Here is a 20,571-nt window from a genome sequence, read left to right as displayed (position 1 = left end):
TGCGGAACCGTGTGGGAGCGTGGTTGGCTGATGTGTCATGCGCGGCGGCTCTCGCGGGTGGCCATCCGCCGATCCCATGCCATCTTGCCCAGCACGGCGAGGATTGTGACAAAGATCAGCAGCACACCGACCGCCGCCACTGCGGGCGAAATGTTGTCCTGTATCCCGTCCCAGATCTGGCGCGGCAGCGTGTAGACCGCGCGCCGCGTCAGGAAGAGGGCCACAACGATCTCGTCCCAAGAGATAGCAAAGGCAAAGACCCCGCCTGCCAGAACACCGGGCCAGATATTCGGCAGGATCGTCAGACGCATAGCGGTCAGCGGCCCCGCGCCCAGACTGCGCGCCGCCTGTTCCAGCCGGGGATCGAAATTCGACATCACCGCCGAGACCGAGATCACCACGAAGGGAATACCCTTCATCGCATGTGCAAGGATCAGTCCTAGGTAGCTGTCGATCAGTCCGTAATCGACCCAGACCCGGTACATGCCAAGCGCATGGACGATCGGAGGTACGATCATCGGGGTCAACGCCAGAACCCTGATCGTCTCGCCCAGTCGTGAGGATAGTTTCCAGCAGCCGATAGCGCAGATTGTGCCGAGAATGATGGCCAGACAAGACGCCCCCAGCGCCACGACTGTGCTGTCAAAGATGCCCTTGCGCCAGCGGCGGTCGGTGAACAGCGTTTCGTAGTGACGCCACGAATACTCGCCTTCGGGCATAGACAGGTAGCGCTCTGGCGTGAAAGAAATCGGGATGACCACCAACAGGGGCAGGATCAGGAAGGCAATCAACAGCCATGCCAGACAAAGGGTGAAGGCGAATCCGGCGCCACCGCGTAACCTCTCCATCACCCTGCTCCGAACATATTGCGGAACTTTACGATCCGGCCCAGCGCAAGCAGCATCGCGAAAACAACGAACAACATGCTCGACGCCAGCGCGGTTCCCTGCCCCCAGGCCAATGTCTCATTGACCTGTAGCGCGATATATTCCGCCAACATGGTCGAGCGCCCCCCGCCCAGCAGCGCAGGCGTGATGTAGAACCCGATTGAGAAGATGAAGACGAGGATCGAGGCGCTGATTAGACCCGGCAGACTAAGCGGCAGGAAAACCCGCCAGAACGCGCCGAACGGCGACGCGCCAAGACCCCGCGCAGCCGGAACATACCGTGTGTCTATGGTGCGCATGTTGGCCATCAACGGCAGCACCGCATAGGGGATCATGTAGTGAACCATGCCGAGGATCACGCCGAAGGTGTTGCGGATAAAACGGATAGGTTCGTCGATCAGCCCCATGAACTGCAGCGTTTCGTTCACCAAACCGCGGGTTTGCAGCAGCGCGATCCAAGCAAATGCGCGGATCAGGACCGAGACCCAGAAAGACAGCAGCACCGCGAGCAGCATCCAGCTTTGCCACCGGGTGGAGGCATGTACGATTGCATAGGCAAGCAAGTAGCCGAACAGTAGCGATACGGCCGACGCGATCGTGCAGATCCAAAGCGTGGTCTTCAGCACCCGCCGCACGGCGGAACTGCTAAAGATGTCGCGGTAATTCTCTAACCCAAGGGTCGGTTCAGTGAACGAGATCGTCAGAACCCGCAGTAGAGGGTAGAAGTAGAAAACGCACAGGACCACGATGGGCAGCAGCGCCATGGTCCATACGATGAGTTGGGTTTTGTCCATTCGCGGCAAGCCGGACGATGCCGACGCAGAGAGGATCTTGATGCCGCTCACCGGGTCAGCCCCTTGTGGCTGACGGCGGGCGAAAAGCACATCAGGCTTGCCAATTCGAACAGGACCTGCCCGCCCGCCTGAGCGGTATTCGTTGTGGCATCGTATTGCGGCGCAACTTCGACGATATCCGCGCCCACAAGATTCAGACCTTTCATCCCCCGCAGCAGGCTCAACGCCTCACGGGTGGTCAATCCGCCCACTTCCGGCGTGCCGGTGCCTGGTGCAAAGGCGGGGTCCAGACTGTCGATATCAAAGGACAGATAGGTCGGTCCCTCGCCCACCACGTCGCGCGCGCGCTGGATAAGGTCCGGCAGTCCTGCCTCGGTGATGTCCTCGGCATGCACTACTGTCATGCCGCTGGCCTCGCTAAACTCCCAAAGATATTCAGAGGAGCCGCGGATCCCAATCTGGATGGTGCGTTCCGGGTCCAGCACACCGTCGAGCACGGCGTTGCGGAACGGGCCACCATGATGGAACTTGGTGCCGTCGAAAGGCCCGGACGTGTCGCAATGTGCGTCGATGTGGATCATCCCCACCGGTCGGTCACGTCCCAGCGCTCGCAGGATAGGATGGGTGATGGAATGGTCCCCGCCAACGGAGACCGGCAAGACCCCCGCCTCGACGATCAAGCTGATCCAGTTCTCGATATCAGCATGACTGTCCTCCAGCGCGAAACGGCTTCTGAACGGGACATCCCCGATATCAGCGATCCTCAGTTCGCCCACCGGCACGCAATCCAACACATGGTTGTAAGGACCGATCCGCTCGATGTCTCGCAGAGCGCGCGGGCCGAACCGCGCCCCGGGCCGATTGGTCACACCAAGGTCCATCGGCATACCAACCAGCGCCACGTCCAACCCAGAGAAATCTGGTGATTCCGGGTCCACCATCCGTGCTGGTGCGGACAGCAGCGTCGGGCGACCCGCATAGGGCGCCAGACGCGTACCGCTGGCGGAGAACAGTTTTTCCGCCACGCGAGCAAATCGCGGATTTTCGAACTCGCCACTTGGGCGATCCATGAAACGGGCGCGTAGCCTGTCGAGTTTTTCGGTGTCGTCCTTCATGCGGGCTCCGGTCCAAGTTCCAGCCCCAAGCAAGACAAACGACCGGCGCGTCTTCAATATCGGGCACCGGGAGCAAATATTCCCAACCGGACATGAATGAGGGCCACGTTTCACGTCATGCCGATTTTCTACGCAGCCACCCGAAAATCGGGTGATTTCAGAGCAAAACCACCCCCATCCGGACAAATGTACGCGTTCCGCACAAGGGCGGAAACGAGAGCCCGCCCCTCCAGATTAAGATTGATTGGCGGAGAGCATGTCTAATTTCCGAGCACCAAGACGCAAAATCGTGCCGAGGGGACCCGAAAATGAACCAGACCAATGTTGGCCAGAAGCTGTTTTACAAAGACTTCCGCCTATTGCGCCTGTTCATGGAGATCGTAAAGCATGGCGGATTTGCTCAGGCGCAGGCAGCGCTCAACCTCGGACAGTCGACCGTGTCCAACCAGATGTCGGAACTTGAACAACAGCTCGGGTTCCGGCTGTGTCACCGAGGGCGCGGTGGATTTCGCCTCACGGAGGAAGGCCAGCAGGTGATAGATGCGGCACGGACGCTCTTCGACTCCGTCGGAAGTTTCGAGGCGCGCATGTCCAGCCTGCGGGACGGGTTGGTCGGCGACCTAGCGGTTCACGTCGTTGATCATGTGTCCAGCAATCCTGCCAGCCCTTTGCCCGACGCTATCGACCTCTTTACCCAGAAAGCGCCAGAGGCCCGGTTGCGGATCTATGTCGACACCCCGGACAACATCGAACTGTCGGTTCTGAACGGAGAGTGCGATATTGGCATTGGGTCTTTCTTTCACCACGGCGCCAGCCTGCGGTACGATTGGCTTTTCGACGAACGACAATTGCTGGTTTGCGGAGCGCGTCACCCCCTGTCCACCCGAAGCGACACCGAGCTTTCTCCGGACGCGATCAGCCGATACCCGTTCATATCCCGAAGCTACCTGCGCCAGCAATTATCCGATGACAAAGAGCCCGCCAGCTTTGCCGCCCACATGGAAGCCGTCGCACTCATGATCCTTTCCGGGCGCTATCTGGGGTACTTGCCGGACCATCTAGCCGAGCCGTGGATACGGCGCGGAGAAATGGTCGTGCTCCTGCCCGAAGACATGGGCTATACGGCGCCCTTCGAGTTCGTGCGGCGTGTGGATGGCCCGCGATCAACGTTGGTACAGACCTTCATCGACTGCCTTGCATCGGTTCGCCGTCAAAAGACCACCGCCCTTGGCGTATCCAAGCTAGATCAAAATGATCCAGGCGGCATCGCCATTTGCCCGTAAGCGTTTTGGAGCACCTTTGGGACATGGCGCCGATTGCCATGTTGGTCCGAGTGGGGGGCTGTTGAACGCCGCAATGGATACCAGGACATGCCAAAGCTGGTGAAGCGGACAGCCAGGCAACCTTAAAACACAGAGCCACTTTGCATTGCGTTTGGACTGGATAGAACCCAATTCAGCGTCAAGTATCGACGCGCGCGTCACGGAAACTATCGAAACAAAGCCGCATAAACCTGCATCGAGTCATCTGGGGAGACCGGCTACGCACAGGGTTTGCAACGCAATGCAGGAGGAGGGCGGCAATTCCACGTGTTGGAAAAACCGACACATTAGAGCGTTCGAGCGGACCAACTACGGGCCACGGAATGCCAAACGCATCTTTTTCTCCGTCTCGATCAACGCGAAAAAGACGACACCGACGGCAACGATCAATAGGCCGTCGCGCACAGGCACGCCCTCGGTTCCGAAAACCGTTTGAAGAGGCGGCAGGTAGGTGATGGCAAATTGTGCCGCCGTGACCGAGATCACGCATCCCCAGACGACCCGAGTGCCTTTTGCTGCCGCCCATGTCAGCGAGGTTCCGTAGATGTTGCGTATGAAAAACAGGTGGAAGATCTCCAGCACGACCAGCGTGTTCATCGAAACAGTCTGGGCCGAGGTTACGGAATACCCACGGTCAATGGCGTAGAAATACATGCCGAACACCGCCGCCAGAAACAGCGTCGACACGAACACGATGTGCCAGATCAACCCGCCCGTCAGCAGCGGTTCGTTCCTTGGACGCGGCGGCCGGTGCATGGTTCCCGGCTCAGACGGCTCGAAGGCGAGGGCAAGGCCGAGCGTAACAGCGGTGATTAGGTTCACCCACAGGATCTGCACAGCGGTGATCGGCAATGCCATGCCAGCAAAAAGCGCTACCATGATGGTCATGGCCTCACCGGCGTTGGTGGGCAGGGTCCAGCTGATCACCTTTTTGATGTTGTCGTAGACCGTACGCCCCTCGCGCACGGCGGCGGCGATAGAGGCGAAATTATCGTCAGCGAGGACGAGTTCGGCGGCCTCCTTCGCCGCCTCGCTGCCCTTGAGCCCCATGGCGATGCCCGCATCCGCGCGTTTGAGTGCAGGAGCGTCATTCACCCCGTCACCGGTCATGGCAACAGTTAGCCCGCGCGCCTGAAGCGCCGCAACCAGTCGCAGCTTGTGCGCCGGCGAGGTGCGGGCGAAGATGTCGGTATGAACCGCCGCATCCGCCAGCGCGGCGTCATCCATTGCCTCCAGATCCGCGCCAGTCAGCACGCGATCGTCGTTCTTCAGCCCAATCATACCAGCAATGGCGCGGGCGGTTGCAGCATGATCGCCGGTGATCATCTTCACCCGGATCCCGGCCTCATGACATTCTGCCACCGCCTTGATGGCCTCGGCACGCGGCGGGTCGATCAAGCCGATCAGCCCTATCAATGTAAGGTGCCCGTCAAGATCGGCAGTCGTCAGATCAGCGTGCTGATCCGGCATATCGCGCACCGCCATCGCGAGGACGCGTTGGCCTTCGCCTGCCAATTCCTCCACCTTGTCGTTCCAATACGCCACGTCGAGCGGTTCTGCCCTGCCATGTACCGCGCGCTGATCGCCGCAGAGCGCGAGCACCGCTTCGGGCGCGCCTTTGACATGGATGCGCGAAAGCCCCGCGCCATCACAGTGCAAGGTTGCCATATAGCGGTGGACCGCATCAAAGGGGATCGCGTCCATGCGAATCCACTGGCGGAACGTGTTCGTTCCGTCATCTGTGATCTTGCCGGCAAGCGCCATCAGAGCACCCTCCATCGGATCACCCTCGACCCGCCAACCCGCCTCATGGGAGCGCAACATCGCGTCGTTACACAGCCCTGCCGTGCGCGCGAATTCCATTAGCACCGGGTGTTCACCGGGAAGTGCGTTGGCCCCGCTCAAGGACACCGCGCCCTCGGGGGCATATCCGTTGCCATCCACGGAATAGACGTGGCCCGCATCCGCCAGCGATGCCACCATCATCTCGTTGCGGGTCAATGTCCCCGTCTTGTCCGAACAGATCACCGAGACAGAGCCCAAGGTTTCGATCGCTGGCAAGCGGCGCACGATGGCATTGCGCTGTGCCATTGCCCGCACGCCAACGGCCAGCGTGATCGTCAGCACCGCTGGCAATCCTTCGGGGATCGCGGCCACCGACAATCCAACGACGGCCATGAACAGATCCGAAAAGAGCATGTGCCCAACGAAATACCCGTAGGCCAGCAGCGATGCAGCCACGATCAGGATAAACACCGTCAGCCAGCGCGCGAAGCGATCCATCTGCGCCACGAGCGGTGTCGTCAACGTCTCGACCTGACTAAGCATCCCGCTGATCCGGCCAATCTGGGTTGCCGCCCCCGTCGCTGCGACCACGCCGCGCCCGACCCCGGCGGACACCAGTGTCCCGGAGAACAGCATCGAGGTGCGATCACCAAGGGCCGCCTCCTCTGCCACGGGGGCAATGGCCTTGTCGACCGGCACGGATTCACCAGTCAAGATCGCCTCTTCTACCTTGAGCCCGCGCGACTGGATCAGCCGAAGATCGGCAGGTACACGGTCGCCAGCCTCGATCAGGACAATATCGCCGGGCACCAGTTCGGCGGCATCCACACTGACCCGCACCCCATTGCGCAACACGGCTGACCGCGGCGCCAACATCCCTCGGATCGCGTCCATCGCCTGTTCGGCCCGGCCTTCCTGGATGAAACCAATCACCGCGTTCACGACGACCACGGTAAGGATCACACCGGTATCGACCCAGTGCTGCAGCGCGCCTGTCACCACCGCAGAGGCGATCAGAACATAGATCAATACGTTGTGAAAATGCGCTAGGAACCGCAGGAGCGGACTGCGCTTTGGTGGGTCTGGTAAACGGTTCAGCCCGTACTCGGCCTGACGCCGGACAACCTCTTCGGCATCAAGACCATATTCCGTAGCGGCAAGTACCTGCAGAGCGTCGCCAGCAGAAATCGCGTGGCACCGCGGCGGCATGTTGATGTCAGGCATCTTAATAAGTCCTTTTTCCCCAAATGATCGCTCTATGTCGCATCAGGGTTCCTGTTTTTGTTCTGTCTCAATGGGTGGAATCTCAGTCCGCTCTTCCGCCGGAGCGCCGCACAGCAGATCCACGGCCCGGTCGGCGGCGTCCTGAAACGGCTCCAGCACCAAGTCAGCGCCAGAGGCAAACAAATCTTCAGTGTCCTTGGGGTGGTGCGAGGCCACAGCCACGCGACCAGAAAAACCAGACATCCTGACCAGTTGGATCAGGGTCCTGCGCGTATCCTCATGACTGAGCCCCGTCGGATGGATCGGCACGGTCGAGATGATCCAATCGGCGCGATCTATCGGTAGTTCGGCGACGAACTCCGGGTCAGTGGCATCGCCAAATTCGGTCTCTAGCCCAAGTTCACGCCAGCGCCGCACCGCCATCAGATTGAAGTCGATGCCCAACACCCGGATGCCCCGTTTCTTCAGCCGCATCCCGATGGCCGTGCCAAAGCGCCCCAACCCAAAGACGATCACATTGTAGCTGTGGGTGCTGTGGCCACTGGATTCAGACGGCTCACGCGGAGTGCCTTTACGCTCAAAAATGCCAAGCAGCGGTCCGAAAAGCGCATAGAGTTGGTGCGAATAGGTGATCATGTAGGTAGAGGCCGCAATGGTGACCAGTCCAACCATTGTGACAAGGCCAAGCGCGTCGTCCTGAACATGGCCAAGAGAGACACCCATTGCCACGAAGATCAGGGAAAACTCGCTGATCTGGGCCACTGTCATCCCGGCCAGAAAGCCGGTGCGCTTGCGATACCCCATGGCCCCCATGATCGCGAGCACGATCAGTGGATTACCGATCAGAACAAAGAGCGAAAACACGATGGCTCCGGTAACATGCGCGCCCAGCAACGACAGATCCAGCGCAGAGCCAAGCGCGATGAAGAAGAACAGCAGCAGAAAGTCCCGCAACGGTGCCAGACGCGCCGCAATCGTCTCACGATAGGGAGTGGAGGCAAGCGCGACGCCCGCCAGCAAGCCGCCAACCTCTTTGCCGAGACCCACAAGATCGCCTGCCGCTGCGAACATCGCCGCCATGGCGATGGCAAAGATCACCAGCAGTTCCGGCGCACGCGCCAGCCGTTCAGTCAGCGGATTGGCGACATAACGCACGAACAGGATGATCACAGCCACCATGGCGACGCCCGAGGCCAGCACAATTGGCATCGATCCCCCGCTATGCTCCCCACCTTCGCCCACCGCGCCAATCCCGACGGCTGACAAAACGATCATCGCCAGAACAACCACAAGATCCTGAACGATTAGGAAACCAAGGGCGATTTGGCCATGCAGGCTGTCAATTTCGCGCTTATCCGACAACAGCTTGACGATGATGATGGTCGACGAAAAGGTCAGCGCCACGGCGACATAAACGCTGGTGACATGCCCCAGCCCTAGCGCGAGGCCGATCAAGTACCCAAAGATCGAGGTAAATGCGACCTGCCCAAGCCCGGTCAGCAACGAGACCGCACCAAGCGATCGAATGAGTTTCACGTCAAGTTTGATGCCGACAAGAAACAGCAGTACGGCAATCCCGAGTTCCGACAGCAAGTCGATTTGTTCGTCAGAATGGACAACATCAAGCGCCGACGGACCGGCGATCAGACCGACGGCAATAAAGCTGACGATCAGTGGTTGGCGCAACAGCAGTCCGAACAAGCCGATGGCTGCCGCCAGGACAAGAAGGACTGCGATTTCAGCGAAGGGCGTGTGGAGCAGGCTACCTATCATGTCTAGCTTTCGTGTTCAGAGTCGCCGCCCTGGCTGGCCTCGTCCTCCTGATGAGTGATGTCCTTGGCGCGCGTTGAATGACTGCAAAGAAACGCCTCCAGATCGCTGTCGGCGACCCGCCACCCCTTGCCGATCTCGATTGCGCGCAACTGGCCGCTTTTGATCCAGTTTCTTACAGAGGCTTCGTTTACTTTGAGCAGGTCAGCGACCTCTTTCACTGTTTGATATTGTTCGCGCGTCATCCCAGTTACCTGTGTGGTGCGGCACCGCGCAGTGTAGCGAAGTTTGGTGTATTTGATTTGATTTGGATCAACGCAGATCGCAGACGACATGATTTGGTGGGAAACACTAGGATCGATGTTGCGTTCAGGAGAGCGACATGAAGAAGATCATGCTGGCCACCGACTTTTCCGAGAGGTCAGATCGCGCGCTCCGGCGTGCGACGTTGCTCGCGCAACAGTTCGGGGGGTCCCTGTCGATTATTCACGTTGTTGACGACGACCAACCACGCCGCATCGTTGAAATGGAAAGCGCCGCCGCCTCTGACCTGCTGCGACAATTGCAGAGCACGGTGCAGTTTGTCGACGGGGTATCCTGCGACACCCGTGTCGTACTGGCCGACGCCTTTGTCGGCATCGCGCGTGCAACTGAAGAAGAGGCACCGGATCTTTTGGTTATCGGCCCGCATCGGCGGCAAGCCTTGCGCGATGTGTTCGTCGGAACCACCGCCGAGCGGACAATCCGTACTGTTGGCTGTCCCGTACTCATGGTCAATGCCCCCCCGGTTGGCCCGTACCGACATGTGATGCTGGCCACCGATCTGTCCGTTGGCGCCACGCGCGCGGCGACGACCTGCATCGCCTTGGGCCTTACGGATGGGGCCGATGTCACGTTTGTGCATGTCTACGATGCACCCGCGACACGCCTAGCCATGAGCCACATCATGCCCGTGAACGAGCGCGAAGACTACATCGACGAACAGCGCAGAGAAGCGGCAAAAAACCTAGCGGAGTTCGTAAAGACCACGGGTGTGCAATCGCGACGTCAGCTTGTGCGGTTGGGGCTACACGCACCGGCAGACGAGATCCTGAAGGCCGCCAAGGATGAAGCGGCCGGTCTGGTCGTTGTGGGATCACAAAGCCGGGAAGGCGTTGCAAGGTTCGTTCTGGGCAGTGTCGCAGAGGACGTACTGCGCATGGCAGACTGCGACGTGCTTGCCGTCCCTTCAACGTCCACATCGCATACCTGATGATTAATGATGTCATGCGCAACGACTGAGCGGGATTCTTGCCACAGTGCGCGCAGGACCTAGGAAATTATCCAGAAGCAGACATTTGCGCACCTCCGTGAAGACATTCGGCTATGTTTGGCTGCATGACCGCTTCGGACCTGTTGGATCAATTGTGCACAAGTTCGTATCCTCGAGCTCAGTTGGTGTGTGCCCTCTTCAGGAGTCGGCAAAAATCCAATGGCCTGGGCCCTGGTGCCCCCCCAAAGCCAAGGGTGCTCGGGATGTAAGTGGGTTGCAGGTGCCCCATTGTCCAAGGCATTGCGCACCAGCTTTGCCAGTGCCAAGCCACATCGGTATCAGGATGGATACGTTCAATTAGGCTTAGCTTACCTCTCTGCGAGATTGGCATGATTATTCAATCCTGTAGATGCCAACGCCGCGAGTTCCTGTTGAGACGCCAAATCGAACAGGACGCCTCCCGATGACCGAAAACAGTTCAACTATTCTTGTTACTGGTGCATCTCGCGGCAACGATCGGGCACTCGTCGCTCATTACCCTTACAGAGTGAGCTCTTCGAGGCTCGTGTGTGGGCGGTGATGGTTGTAGCCGTCACCCCAAGCCGAGATCACCCTGCGGGCGTGGCGCAGACTGGCGATCAGGTGCTCATTCCGGCACAGTTCCTTGGTGCCCATCCCGGCCTGATGCTGCATTAGAACTCCCCCTCTCGGTGGAACGGTTTTGCAAATCACCTGCCGGGCAACGATTGATCTGCCTTTTGAAAGGCCTCTTCTGCTTTGCCTGTCTCCTAGCGTGGAGAACAGGCCAACTTCAAACACCGGGCATTTCAGGAGAGCGCATCACGGTCATTCACTGCGGCGTCTATTCACCATGACAAGTCCCGTCAGGATCATGGCGTATCCTACAAAGTGATACGGGCGCAGGATTTCACCTAGAAAGACCACCGCAAGCACAGAGGACGCGATCGGAGCGGCATAAAGAAACGAGGAGGCCCTCTGCGGTCCGATCACCGACAATCCATAGATGAAAAAGGCATTGCCCAGCAATGTCGGACCCACGGCGCAATACAAGATAATTAACGCGGCAGTCACTTCGGTGCCGGGAACCGTCGCAAGAACGGGTAGATGCAGAACATACACTGCGATCAGATAATAGGGCAGGGAAATGATCGCCGTGCCAAAGACTGCTGTGACTGTCGTTAGGGTGAAGGCGGGCAAGCGGCCCGAATAGCGCCGCAGCCTGATGCCGAACCATGCGAAGAGTATTGCAGCGGCAAGCGCCAAGAAATTGCCCGTTCGCGCCTCGATCTGCGTCAGTGACGTCAGGTCGCCGCGAGAGATGATTAGAAGGGTTCCCAGCATAGCAATTGACAGACCTGCCCATTGGACACCGCCCAAACGGCTGTCTCGGTGGTGCACGGACATCAGTGCCACCCATGCCGGGGTCGTCGCATTGATCATGCTCACTTCGACTGCGCGACTGTAGTAGGCCCCTGCCACAAGCAATGCCGAGAAGACGCCAACCCCCAGTGTCCCAATCAGGCACAGGTCGCGCCATTCCGACCGAATGAGCGCACGGTGGCGCCGGATCGAGGGCCAGGCAATGGCAAGCATGATCGGCAGTGCCAGCGCCCATCGCCAGAATACAAAAGCCGCCAACGGAACGATACCGTTGGCGGCTCGGGCGACCACATGGTTGCTACCCCAAAGGACGGCCGTAGCGAGCAGCGCGCAGATGCCGAGAGTCGTGGGACGCATGGGGGTCAGGCGGGCTCAAAGGTCCAGACGACCTCGGGTGCCAGCCCTGCGTCGAGGAAGAGATTGCTGACCGGGCAACGTTCTTCCACCAACTCTTCGAGCAGCGCACGGCGCTCAGGCGGCTCCGGGCTTTGCATCCGAACCACAAGCCTGGCTGCCGAAAAGCGGGGGATCGGGCTCATGGCACCCTTAGCGGCACGGAACTTGACATCCGCCTCAGCGTCAACGGTGAGGTCGGAATAGGAAAACTCCATGGCGTCCGCGATCTTGGTCACAGTTACAAGCTGGCAGGCCGCTAACCCCGAGGTCACATATTCCAAGGGTGACGGACCCTTGTCGGTGCCGCCCGCGATTTCCGGCTCATCCGCCGTCATCGGGCCAAAATGGCGGACATTCAGGTCCATTCGGCAGCCGGACACATGGGCTGCTTTGGCCACTCGTGCGCGCTTGTTGCGGTTTTCATTCACGTTCACGTTCATATCGTCACACTCCTGCCGCTACGGGCGCAGCCGATGGCCGATGACCGCGTTGCGAAACATGCCAAGGCAGCATCAGTCGTTCAAGAAAATCCACTGCGTAGAACAGGATGGTGCCCATCAAGCCCAGCAGGACAAGGGACACGAAGACCCGCGTGGTGTCGAATTGCCCCTGTGCCACCAGCACGAGGAAGCCCAGACCGTTGCCGCCCGCCACGAACTCACCCACGATGGCCCCGACCAGCGCAAAGGAAACCGCCACCTTCATGCCCGCAAACAAGCTGGGCAATGCGTTTGGAAACTGGATCTTCATCAGGACTTGGAAGCGCGACGCGCGTGAGGTCTTGGCCAGACTGATCATGTCCGGCTCGACCGAACGCAGGCCCAGTACCGTGTCGATGACGATGGGAAAGATCGCCAGCATGATCGCAACCGCCAGTTTGGGCGCCACGCCCACCCCCAGCCAGATCACAAAGAGCGGCGCCAGAGCCACCTTGGGCACGGAGTTGAGCGCCACCAGCAACGTGTAGACTGTCCGCTCCAGAAAGGGTGATTGCACGATACAGACCGCGAGGAATACACCCAAGATCACCGAAAGGGCAAAGGCCACGGCGGTGGTCGAGAGCGTATAGCCCATGTGTTTCAGGAATACGCCGGGGCTGGACATGAATTCTGCCCAGACCGCCGAGGGCGGCGGCAGAAAGATCAGCGGCGGCTGGAAGATGGCCACCGCCGCTTCCCACAGAAGGACCGAGACGACCAGCACAAGCAGCACATCGCGGGTCCGGTTGTCGCCCGACAGGGCAGAGTAAAGTTTTTTCATTCTTTCAGGATCCCCAGTTCGGCAAAGTGGTGCCGGATCTTCTGAGTGTAGGCTCCGAACTCCGGGGTCTCTCGGATCGACAAGGGGCGCGGGCGCGGCAGATCGATGTCGATGACATCAACGATCTCTCCGGGGCTGCGCGACATCATCACCACCCGGTCCGATAGATAGACCGCCTCGGCAATGGAGTGCGTGATGAACAGCACCGTCTTTTCACTGCCCTGCCAGATCCTTGTCAGCTCGAGGTTCAGATCGTCCCGCGTCATGGCGTCCAGCGCGCCAAAAGGCTCGTCCATCAGCAACATGTCGGGATCGCACAGCAACGCCCGACAGATCGAGGCGCGCTGGCGCATCCCACCCGACAGCTCCCACGGGTACATCTTTTCGAACCCGCCAAGTCCGAAACGTTGCAGCAGTTGCGCGGCGCGATCACGGTACTTTGCCTTGGGCAGGTTCCGGAATTCCGCCTGCAACAGCACGTTGTCGAGGATCGTGCGCCAGTCCAGCAGCACGTCGCGCTGGAACACCATGCCCAGCGATTCCGGAGGGCCGGATAGCGGCCCTCCGGCCACATGCATGGCTCCAGATGTCACCGGCTCCAGCCCGGCGAGGCACTTGAACAGCGTGCTCTTGCCGCAGCCAGAGGGGCCGACGATGCTGACGAACTCACCCGGCCTGATGTCGAGGTTGATGTCCTCCAGCGCCACCACGTCGCCGCGGGGAGAGGCGTAGACCTTCCCCACTGCATTAATCTGGACATAAGGTGTGGCCGCATCGCTCACTTGAAAACTTCCATCCATTCTAGCCCTGCCTCACTCGACAAGGTCACTGGTGAAGTAATCGGTTGCTGTCCAGCCAGACGCAATCAGGCCGATCTTTTCCATCCCTGCCAGCGCCTGCGCCCAGTCTTCTTCGGACTGCCAGCCAATCGGCTTGCCTTCCGTAGCGGGCGTATCGAAATAGTCGACGGTCAGCTGGATCTGCTCGCGCAGAACTTCAGGGTTCAGCTTGGCGTCCTGTCGCATGGCAAGGATCGCATCGACCCCAGCCTGTGGGTTCTCTTTGATCTCGGCCCAGGCACGCTGCTGGACTTCGACCAGCTTTGCCAGCTCATCGCTGCGCTCTGCGATCACGTCTTCAGACGCGATAAGGCCGTAGCTGGGGAAGTAAAGTTCGGCAAGGTCGAGCATCAGGCACTTTGACGGGCGCGACGCCTCGGCGACCGGGATGGCGGACCCGATGGTCGACATCAACCCATCGGCCCGTCCCGCGGTGTAGGTGCCCCAAAGCGCGGCTGGGTCAACAAAGAGGATCTCGACGTCACCTTCCTCCAGCCCGCCTGCGGCGATGAAATCGTTGACAAAACTCGCCCAAGGGCTGGCAGCAAAAACCACGAGCGACTTACCTTTGAGGTCTGCAATCTCAGTTGTCTCGGAGTCCTTGTCGACAAGAATGCAAAGATCTGTTTTGCGCTGAAAACCGGCAAAGGAGGTTACTTTCGCCCCCTCTTCACGCGCCGCCGCCAGCAGGCCCAATTGCACCTGCCCAACATCAACCTGCCCGGCGTTTACCAGTTGCAGTGTGTTGCCCGATCCACGTCCATCTTGCACTTCGACATTCAATCCGGCCTCTTCGAACCAGCCGCGCTGTTGCGCCAAATGCATTCCAGCATGCACGCCCCAGGGTGAGAAATCGAGCCGGACGGTCAATTGCTCCTGCGCACCCGCCGTGGTGGCGAACCCAATCGTCAAGGCCAGCGCTGACACGGCGGCGCGAACATATCCATGGTTTTTACGGATCATTTTTAGACTCCCTGCTGCATGATTTGATTCGAGACTAACTAGTCCAATAATTATAGCAAGTTTTATTTTTGACCAATTTTGCATCAGCCAAACAACGCTATTTACCTTGACCGCACCAAGTTCATTAACTAACCAATCAGTCCAATAGTTGCAGGGAAGGCGGTTACATGACCAAAGAATCACTGGCGCGAATCGGTGTTGATATCGGCGGAACCTTTACCGATCTGGTGCTGACGGGTACGGGCGGAAAGCTGTATCATCGCAAAGTATCCTCGACACCGCCTGCACCAGAACAGGCGGTTCTGGCCGGCGTTGCCGCGATCATGGAAGACGCCGAGATTGACGCCTCAAGCATTGGCGAAATTGTCCACGGAACCACTGTCGGATCGAACACGCTGCTGCAGAAACTTGGTGCGCGGACCGGGCTGATCACGACCAAAGGATTCCGCGACGTGCTGGAGATCGGACGCCTGCGCACCCCCGACATGTTCAACCTACAGTGGGAAAAACCAGAGCCACTGGTGCGCCGTCGATATCGCCGCGAAGTATCGGAAAGGATCGCCGCTGATGGCACGATCCTGACCAAATTGGACATCGACGAATTGCTGTCCGTTGCGCAGGAACTGGTCGATGAGGGGCTGACCTCTCTCGCGGTCTGCTTCCTCAACTCTTACCGCAACCCAGAGCATGAGGTTCAGGCGGGCGCGGCATTGGAAAAGGCGTTTCCGGATCTTGAGATCACCACCTCCGTCTCGGTTCTGCCTGAGGCCAAGGAATACGAACGCACCAGCACCGCCGTCGTGAATGCCTATGTTCGTCCGGCATTGAAAAGCTACCTGACCCGGCTGGAGGATGGTTTACGCGCGCTGGGAATCGATGCGCCACTGATGGTCTGCAATTCCAACGGGGCGCTGGCGTCTTCCGCCACCGCACGGGAAAAGCCAGTGTTCTTCATCTCCTCCGGCCGCGCGGCGGGTGCGGCGGGTGGCGGGCGATTGGGAGCCGCGCTGGACACCGCGAACCTGGTGGTGTTCGACATGGGCGGCACCACGGCCTCTGCCTCTCTTGTGGCTGACGGTCAATTGAGCCGCGTCTCAGAGTACGAATTCCGCGCCGGGATCTCGACGCCCAGCCGCTTCATCAAGGCAGGCGGCTACATGATGAGCGTTCCGGCAGTGGACGTGGCCGAGGTTGGCAGCGGTGCGGGATCAATCGCTCATGTGGACGAAGGTGGCCTGATGAAGGTTGGGCCGATTTCTGCAGGCGCAGAGCCGGGGCCAGTCTGCTACGGCATTGGCGGTGATCGTCCGACTGTAACAGATGCGAACCTCATTCTGGGTTACTTGCCGCAGCAACTGGCGGGCGGGTCGCGGACACTGGACGTTGCGCGCGCGACCGAAGTGATTGCCCGCGACCTCGCAAAGCCGTTTGGGCTATCAGCAGAACAGGCGGCGTGGGGCGTGCGTGCCGTGGTCAACGCCAACATGGCCCGCGCCATCCGCGCAGTCACGGTAGAGCGCGGCGTTGATCCGCGCGATTTCGATCTTGTGGCCATCGGCGGTTCCGGCCCCGTTCATGCCGCAGATATCGCGCGGCTGTTGTCGATGAAACGCATCCTCGTTCCGGCGTCCCCCGGCGTTTTCACTGCCATGGGAATGCTTGCGGGGGATGTAGAGCGTTACTTCATCGCGCCCTTCCCGGGGATGCTGGAAGACATCGACCCTAGTGCCGCCCTCGCCCGTGTTGAAAAGCTCAAGACAGAGGCGCACGCAGCCGTTCTCGCAGAGGGTATACCTGCCGAGGCCATCGCGCTTTCGGCAGAGATCGACCTGCGCTTTCGCGGGCAGGAACTGTCGCTTTCCGTGGCGCTTGGTGATCCAGTCGACGCCGAAGCAATCCGCGCGCGTTATCTTGACGCCTACCGCACCATTTACAGCTACACGCCGACCGATCAGGTCGAAATGGTCAGCCTGCGCGTCACCGGGCGCGGCGAGCGCCCCGGCAAGCTGGACTTCCGCCTGCCGCGTGATCCAGAGGCAGAGACCCCGGCCACGACGCGCCGAGTCTATTTCGGCGAAGAGCACGGCTGGCACGACACGCCCTGCTTTAGCCGTTTCGGCGCGCCTGCAACCCTTCAGGGCCCGGCGATCCTTGAAGGCACCGACAGCACCGTTGTCATCCCGCCAGACGCAAGTTGTACCCGCGACCCCTATCTCAACATCCTGATCGAAATGGACGCCGACGCATGAAGGACGCAACCATGACCGCCAGCATCGACCCCGTCACCTTTGCCGTTTTGAAAAGCGCGCTGGAAAGCATCGTTGACGACATGGCCTATACCGTCATGCGCACCGCGCGCTCACCCATTGTGCGTGACGTACTGGATTACTCCACCACCATGTGCGACGCGCAGGGACGCATTCTGGCGCAGGCCAAGACCGTCGCGCTGCACCTTGGCGCAGTGCCCGACGCCGTCGATTCCCTGATGAAGCACTATGGCGACGATCTGCATCCGGGCGACGTGATCATTTTCAACGACCCCTATGATGGCGGCATGCACCTGCCCGACATCTTTATGTTCAAGCCGATCTTTTCTGGTGACCGTCATGTCGGCTTTTCCGTGGTGATCTGCCACCATTGCGACATGGGCGGACGGGTGCCCGGTTCCAACGCTTCGGACTCGACCGAGATCTTTCAGGAAGGTCTGCGCATCCCGCCGCTGAAGTTGTTCAGCAAAGGGGTCCGCAATGACACGCTGTTCGCAATGATCCGCACCAACGTCAGGCTACCTGCGCTGGTTGTCGGCGACCTCGAAGCGCAGTTGGCTACCTGTGCACTTGGCGAACGTGAACTATTGCGGCTGGTCGACAAGTACGGCGCCGACATGCTGGAGGAATTCCTCGAGGAGTTCCTAGACTATGGCGAACGATTGACCCGCAAGGCATTCGCCGAATGGCCGGACGGCGATTATACCTTTACCGACTATATCGACGGGGACGGCTTTGACGAAACACCCATCCCGATCAAGGTCACCATCACGGTCAAAGGCGATCATCTGACCGTCGACTTCACCGGCAGCGCGCCGCAGGTGCGTGGGGCGATCAACTCGACCCTCTCTTTCGTCAAGTCCGCCACCTATCTCGGCATACGTTGCGTGCTGGACAACGACGTTCCGAACAACGCGGGCATCTATCGTTGTATCGACGTCAGCGCACCCAAAGGCACTCTGCTGAACCCCGAATTCCCCGCCCCTGTCGCGGCGCGCGCTTTGACCGGCTACCGTGTCGCGGACACGGTACTGGGGGCCTTGGCAGGCATCGTGCCCGGCCGTGTGGCCGCAGCCGGCGAAGGGGGCAACTCTGTCGTTTGCCTTGGCGGCTATGACAAGCAGACGCGCGAACCGTTTATCCTTGTCGACATGATCAACGGCGCGCTTGGGGGGCGTGCGACGCTGGACGGCGTCGATGGCGTCACCAACCCTTGCCAGAATATGTCCAACATGCCGGTAGAGATCATGGAGGCGACCTATCCGATCCGCATTGAGGAATACGGGCTGCGCCCCGACAGCTGTGGCGCGGGCAAACAGCGCGGCGGCCTTAGCGTGATCCGTTCTTACCGACTGCTGGCGGACGAGGCGGTGATGCAGTTGCGCACCGACCGCTACCAGACCCGGCCTTATGGTCTGTTTGGGGGCGCGCCGGGCGCCCCGTCGCTCAACCTGTTCGCGCAGAGCGGCGCGGCAGAGGATTTCGAGCTTTTGAACAGCAAGGTCACGCGGGAGATCACACGCGGCGCCCTGCTTCGGCACGAACAGGCGGGCGGCGGCGGCTATGGCAACCCGTTTGATCGTACGCCGGAGGCGGTTCTGGAGGACGTGCTGGACGGTAAGATCACTGTTGGCTTCGCCCGCAAAGAGTTCGGCGTAGCGGTGAACGGCAATACGCTGGACATGGTTGAAACAGAGGCGCTGCGCCGTGCGCAGGTGGCGTGATGGACCTCTCGCGCTTTGCCATCAACCAGATCACCACCAAGAACTGGACCCTCGGGCAGGCGGTCGACGGCTATGCCCGCGCGGGAGTGCGCGGAATCGGCGTCTGGACTGAATACGCGGACGCGCACGGTGCCAGCGCCGCGAAATTGATCCGCGACGCAGGGCTGTTTGTGCCCTGCCTCTGCACCAGTGCCTGGGTGAACCTGACCGACAAGGCAGCTTTTGCCGCTGCACTGGATGAGAACCGGCGCAGGCTCGACCTCGCCGCAGACCTGGGGGCCAAAACCCTGGTCGTGGTGCCCGGCAGCCTTGCCACTGGCGAAAAGGACCTGCGCGCCGCCCGCGCGCGGGTGAGTGATGCCCTAGAAGAACTCCTGCCTCATGCACGCGCCGCTGGCGTGGCGCTGGGGCTGGAGCCGTTGCACCCGATGTATGCCGCCGACCGCTCTTGCCTGTCGACCTTCGCCCAATGCCTTGACCTCTGCGAGCGGCTGGGAGAGGGCAGCGGTATCGTGGCCGACGTTTATCATTGCTGGTGGGATCCAGAATTCGAGGAGGGGCTGCGCAAGGCAGGCCCCGACAAGATCCTGACCTTTCACCTCTGCGACTGGCTGGCTCCGACCCGTGACGTTTATCAGGACCGTGGCATGGTGGGGGACGGTGTCATCGACATCGCCCACTACCGTGGCATATTGGACGAGATCGGCTACGATGGGCCGTTCGAGATCGAGATCTTCTCGAAGCTGGACTGGTGGACGCGGGACGGGGATGAAACGGTGCGGGTGGCGGTGCACCGCTGCGCACCGTTTGTGGCCACACGACCGCCCCCCGCTCTGGCCTGACGCCTGTTATTGACGAGGTTCCCTTTTGTCCAAAGCCCGCTCTACCCCCGCGCCGGATGCGCCAAAGACCCGTATCCGAGATGCCATTCGCACGCAGGAGCGCATTCTCAAGGCGGCTCAAGCCGAGTTCGCCCGCAAGGGTTATGACGGTGCCCGCGTTGATGCGATTATCGCGCGGGCGAAAATCTCCAAGAACCTTCTGTATCACCACTTCCGCAGCAAGGAAGAGCTTTACATCCGAGTGTTGGAGCGGATCTATGAAACGCTCCGTCGGCGACAGGGCGACATCCCGCTGAGCGGCCTTGACCCTGTCGAGGCGATGAAGCGCCTTTGCGAAGACACCTTTCAGGTCTTCATCGACGAACCTGATATCATTTCCATGCTGAACACGGAAAACCTTTACCGTGGCAAGCACATTGCCAAGTCCCCGGCGATCCGGGCGATGTATGACCGCCTGTCGGATACCATCCGCTCAATCTTGAAGGCGGGCGAAGAGGCAGCTGTCTTCCGCACCGATGTGGACCCGGTGGAACTCTATATTTCGATTTCCGGACTTGGGTATTTCTACCTGTCCAACCAGTACACCCTGTCGATGATCTTTGACCGCGAACTGGCGGCCCCAGATAGCATCGCAAGCCGCAAGGCGCATATCACGGACATGATCCTGTCCTTCCTGACACGGGGCATCACCCCGCCCTCGCACGAACCCGATTGAACGGAGACCAGACAA

General features: G+C 60.1%; 17 protein-coding genes and 1 pseudogene. 6 read left to right on the top strand and 12 right to left on the bottom strand.

What is annotated here, in order from left to right; genetic code table 11:
- Positions 1-35: 35 nt before the first annotated feature.
- From ANTHELSMS3_RS08485 to speB, 3 genes are read right to left on the bottom strand one after another with little or no spacing between them, the layout of a single operon-like run.
- On the bottom strand, positions 36-848 hold the full coding sequence (locus tag ANTHELSMS3_RS08485) for an ABC transporter permease (protein WP_094034488.1): 813 nt from the start codon (positions 846-848) through the stop codon (positions 36-38).
- Positions 848-1,732 carry an ABC transporter permease gene (locus ANTHELSMS3_RS08480; RefSeq protein ID WP_198319911.1) on the bottom strand — a complete coding sequence of 295 codons (885 nt, stop codon included), beginning with the start codon at positions 1,730-1,732 and terminating at the stop codon, positions 848-850. Before ANTHELSMS3_RS08480 ends, ANTHELSMS3_RS08485 begins: the two co-directional genes overlap by 1 nt.
- A complete protein-coding gene (gene speB / locus ANTHELSMS3_RS08475; protein WP_094034487.1) occupies positions 1,729-2,796 on the bottom strand; it encodes an agmatinase in 1,068 nt (355 codons plus the stop codon). Before speB ends, ANTHELSMS3_RS08480 begins: the two co-directional genes overlap by 4 nt.
- A 308-nt stretch (positions 2,797-3,104) precedes the next feature.
- Between speB and ANTHELSMS3_RS08470 the strand changes: the two genes are divergently transcribed.
- Positions 3,105-4,079, top strand: coding sequence for a LysR family transcriptional regulator (locus ANTHELSMS3_RS08470; RefSeq protein ID WP_094034486.1), 975 nt, complete (start codon positions 3,105-3,107; stop codon positions 4,077-4,079).
- 348 nt (positions 4,080-4,427) lie between these two features.
- Here ANTHELSMS3_RS08470 and ANTHELSMS3_RS08465 read toward each other — a convergent pair whose 3' ends face one another.
- The 3 genes from ANTHELSMS3_RS08465 to ANTHELSMS3_RS08455 are packed head-to-tail and all read right to left on the bottom strand — an operon-like array spanning position 4,428 to position 9,142.
- Positions 4,428-7,127: a cation-transporting P-type ATPase gene (locus ANTHELSMS3_RS08465; RefSeq protein ID WP_254694886.1), complete on the bottom strand. Its 2,700-nt coding sequence runs from the start codon at positions 7,125-7,127 to the stop codon at positions 4,428-4,430.
- A 42-nt stretch (positions 7,128-7,169) separates the two neighbouring features.
- Entirely contained in the window at positions 7,170-8,900 is a 1,731-nt protein-coding gene (locus ANTHELSMS3_RS08460) for a cation:proton antiporter (protein ID WP_094034485.1), read from the bottom strand.
- A gap of 2 nt (positions 8,901-8,902) precedes the next feature.
- Positions 8,903-9,142 (bottom strand): helix-turn-helix domain-containing protein, encoded by a 240-nt coding sequence (locus ANTHELSMS3_RS08455; RefSeq protein WP_094037009.1) that lies wholly within the window; start codon positions 9,140-9,142, stop codon positions 8,903-8,905.
- Positions 9,143-9,279: 137 nt separating this feature from the next.
- Here ANTHELSMS3_RS08455 and ANTHELSMS3_RS08450 point away from each other — a divergent pair, with 137 nt between their 5' ends.
- Complete coding sequence (locus ANTHELSMS3_RS08450) at positions 9,280-10,149, top strand: universal stress protein (protein WP_094034484.1); 870 nt, start codon at positions 9,280-9,282, stop codon at positions 10,147-10,149.
- A gap of 540 nt (positions 10,150-10,689) precedes the next feature.
- On the opposite strand, the pseudogene ANTHELSMS3_RS08445 reads toward ANTHELSMS3_RS08450, so the two are convergent.
- The 6 genes and pseudogenes from ANTHELSMS3_RS08445 to ANTHELSMS3_RS08420 all read right to left on the bottom strand — a co-directional run.
- Positions 10,690-10,812 (bottom strand): annotated as a pseudogene (locus ANTHELSMS3_RS08445) (integrase core domain-containing protein); the annotation flags it as partial.
- Between the two features lie 183 nt (positions 10,813-10,995).
- A complete protein-coding gene (locus ANTHELSMS3_RS08440) occupies positions 10,996-11,907 on the bottom strand; it encodes a DMT family transporter (protein ID WP_094034482.1) in 912 nt (303 codons plus the stop codon).
- A gap of 5 nt (positions 11,908-11,912) precedes the next feature.
- Positions 11,913-12,386, bottom strand: coding sequence for an OsmC family protein (locus ANTHELSMS3_RS08435; protein ID WP_094034481.1), 474 nt, complete (start codon positions 12,384-12,386; stop codon positions 11,913-11,915).
- 4 nt (positions 12,387-12,390) lie between these two features.
- Positions 12,391-13,206 carry an ABC transporter permease gene (locus ANTHELSMS3_RS08430; RefSeq protein ID WP_094034480.1) on the bottom strand — a complete coding sequence of 272 codons (816 nt, stop codon included), beginning with the start codon at positions 13,204-13,206 and terminating at the stop codon, positions 12,391-12,393.
- Positions 13,203-14,006, bottom strand: coding sequence for an ABC transporter ATP-binding protein (locus tag ANTHELSMS3_RS08425; protein ID WP_094034479.1), 804 nt, complete (start codon positions 14,004-14,006; stop codon positions 13,203-13,205). The genes ANTHELSMS3_RS08430 and ANTHELSMS3_RS08425 overlap by 4 nt, the downstream gene beginning before the upstream one ends.
- Before the next feature lie 12 nt (positions 14,007-14,018).
- Positions 14,019-15,008, bottom strand: coding sequence for an ABC transporter substrate-binding protein (locus tag ANTHELSMS3_RS08420; RefSeq protein ID WP_094034478.1), 990 nt, complete (start codon positions 15,006-15,008; stop codon positions 14,019-14,021).
- A 167-nt stretch (positions 15,009-15,175) separates the two neighbouring features.
- Between ANTHELSMS3_RS08420 and ANTHELSMS3_RS08415 the strand changes: the two genes are divergently transcribed.
- From ANTHELSMS3_RS08415 to ANTHELSMS3_RS08400, 4 genes are read left to right on the top strand one after another with little or no spacing between them, the layout of a single operon-like run.
- Complete coding sequence (locus tag ANTHELSMS3_RS08415; protein ID WP_094034477.1) at positions 15,176-17,257, top strand: hydantoinase/oxoprolinase family protein; 2,082 nt, start codon at positions 15,176-15,178, stop codon at positions 17,255-17,257.
- Positions 17,254-18,999: a hydantoinase B/oxoprolinase family protein gene (locus tag ANTHELSMS3_RS08410; protein ID WP_198319910.1), complete on the top strand. Its 1,746-nt coding sequence runs from the start codon at positions 17,254-17,256 to the stop codon at positions 18,997-18,999. The genes ANTHELSMS3_RS08415 and ANTHELSMS3_RS08410 overlap by 4 nt, the downstream gene beginning before the upstream one ends.
- Positions 18,999-19,841: a sugar phosphate isomerase/epimerase family protein gene (locus ANTHELSMS3_RS08405; RefSeq protein ID WP_094034476.1), complete on the top strand. Its 843-nt coding sequence runs from the start codon at positions 18,999-19,001 to the stop codon at positions 19,839-19,841. The genes ANTHELSMS3_RS08410 and ANTHELSMS3_RS08405 overlap by 1 nt, the downstream gene beginning before the upstream one ends.
- A gap of 25 nt (positions 19,842-19,866) precedes the next feature.
- Positions 19,867-20,556: a TetR/AcrR family transcriptional regulator gene (locus ANTHELSMS3_RS08400; RefSeq protein WP_094034475.1), complete on the top strand. Its 690-nt coding sequence runs from the start codon at positions 19,867-19,869 to the stop codon at positions 20,554-20,556.
- The last annotated feature ends 15 nt before the right edge of the window (positions 20,557-20,571 follow it).

It is taken from the genome of Antarctobacter heliothermus (assembly GCF_002237555.1).
GTDB lineage: Bacteria > Pseudomonadota > Alphaproteobacteria > Rhodobacterales > Rhodobacteraceae > Antarctobacter > Antarctobacter heliothermus_B.
The sequence above is the reverse complement of the archived record's forward strand: the minus strand, read 5'-3'. Positions and strand labels throughout refer to the sequence as shown.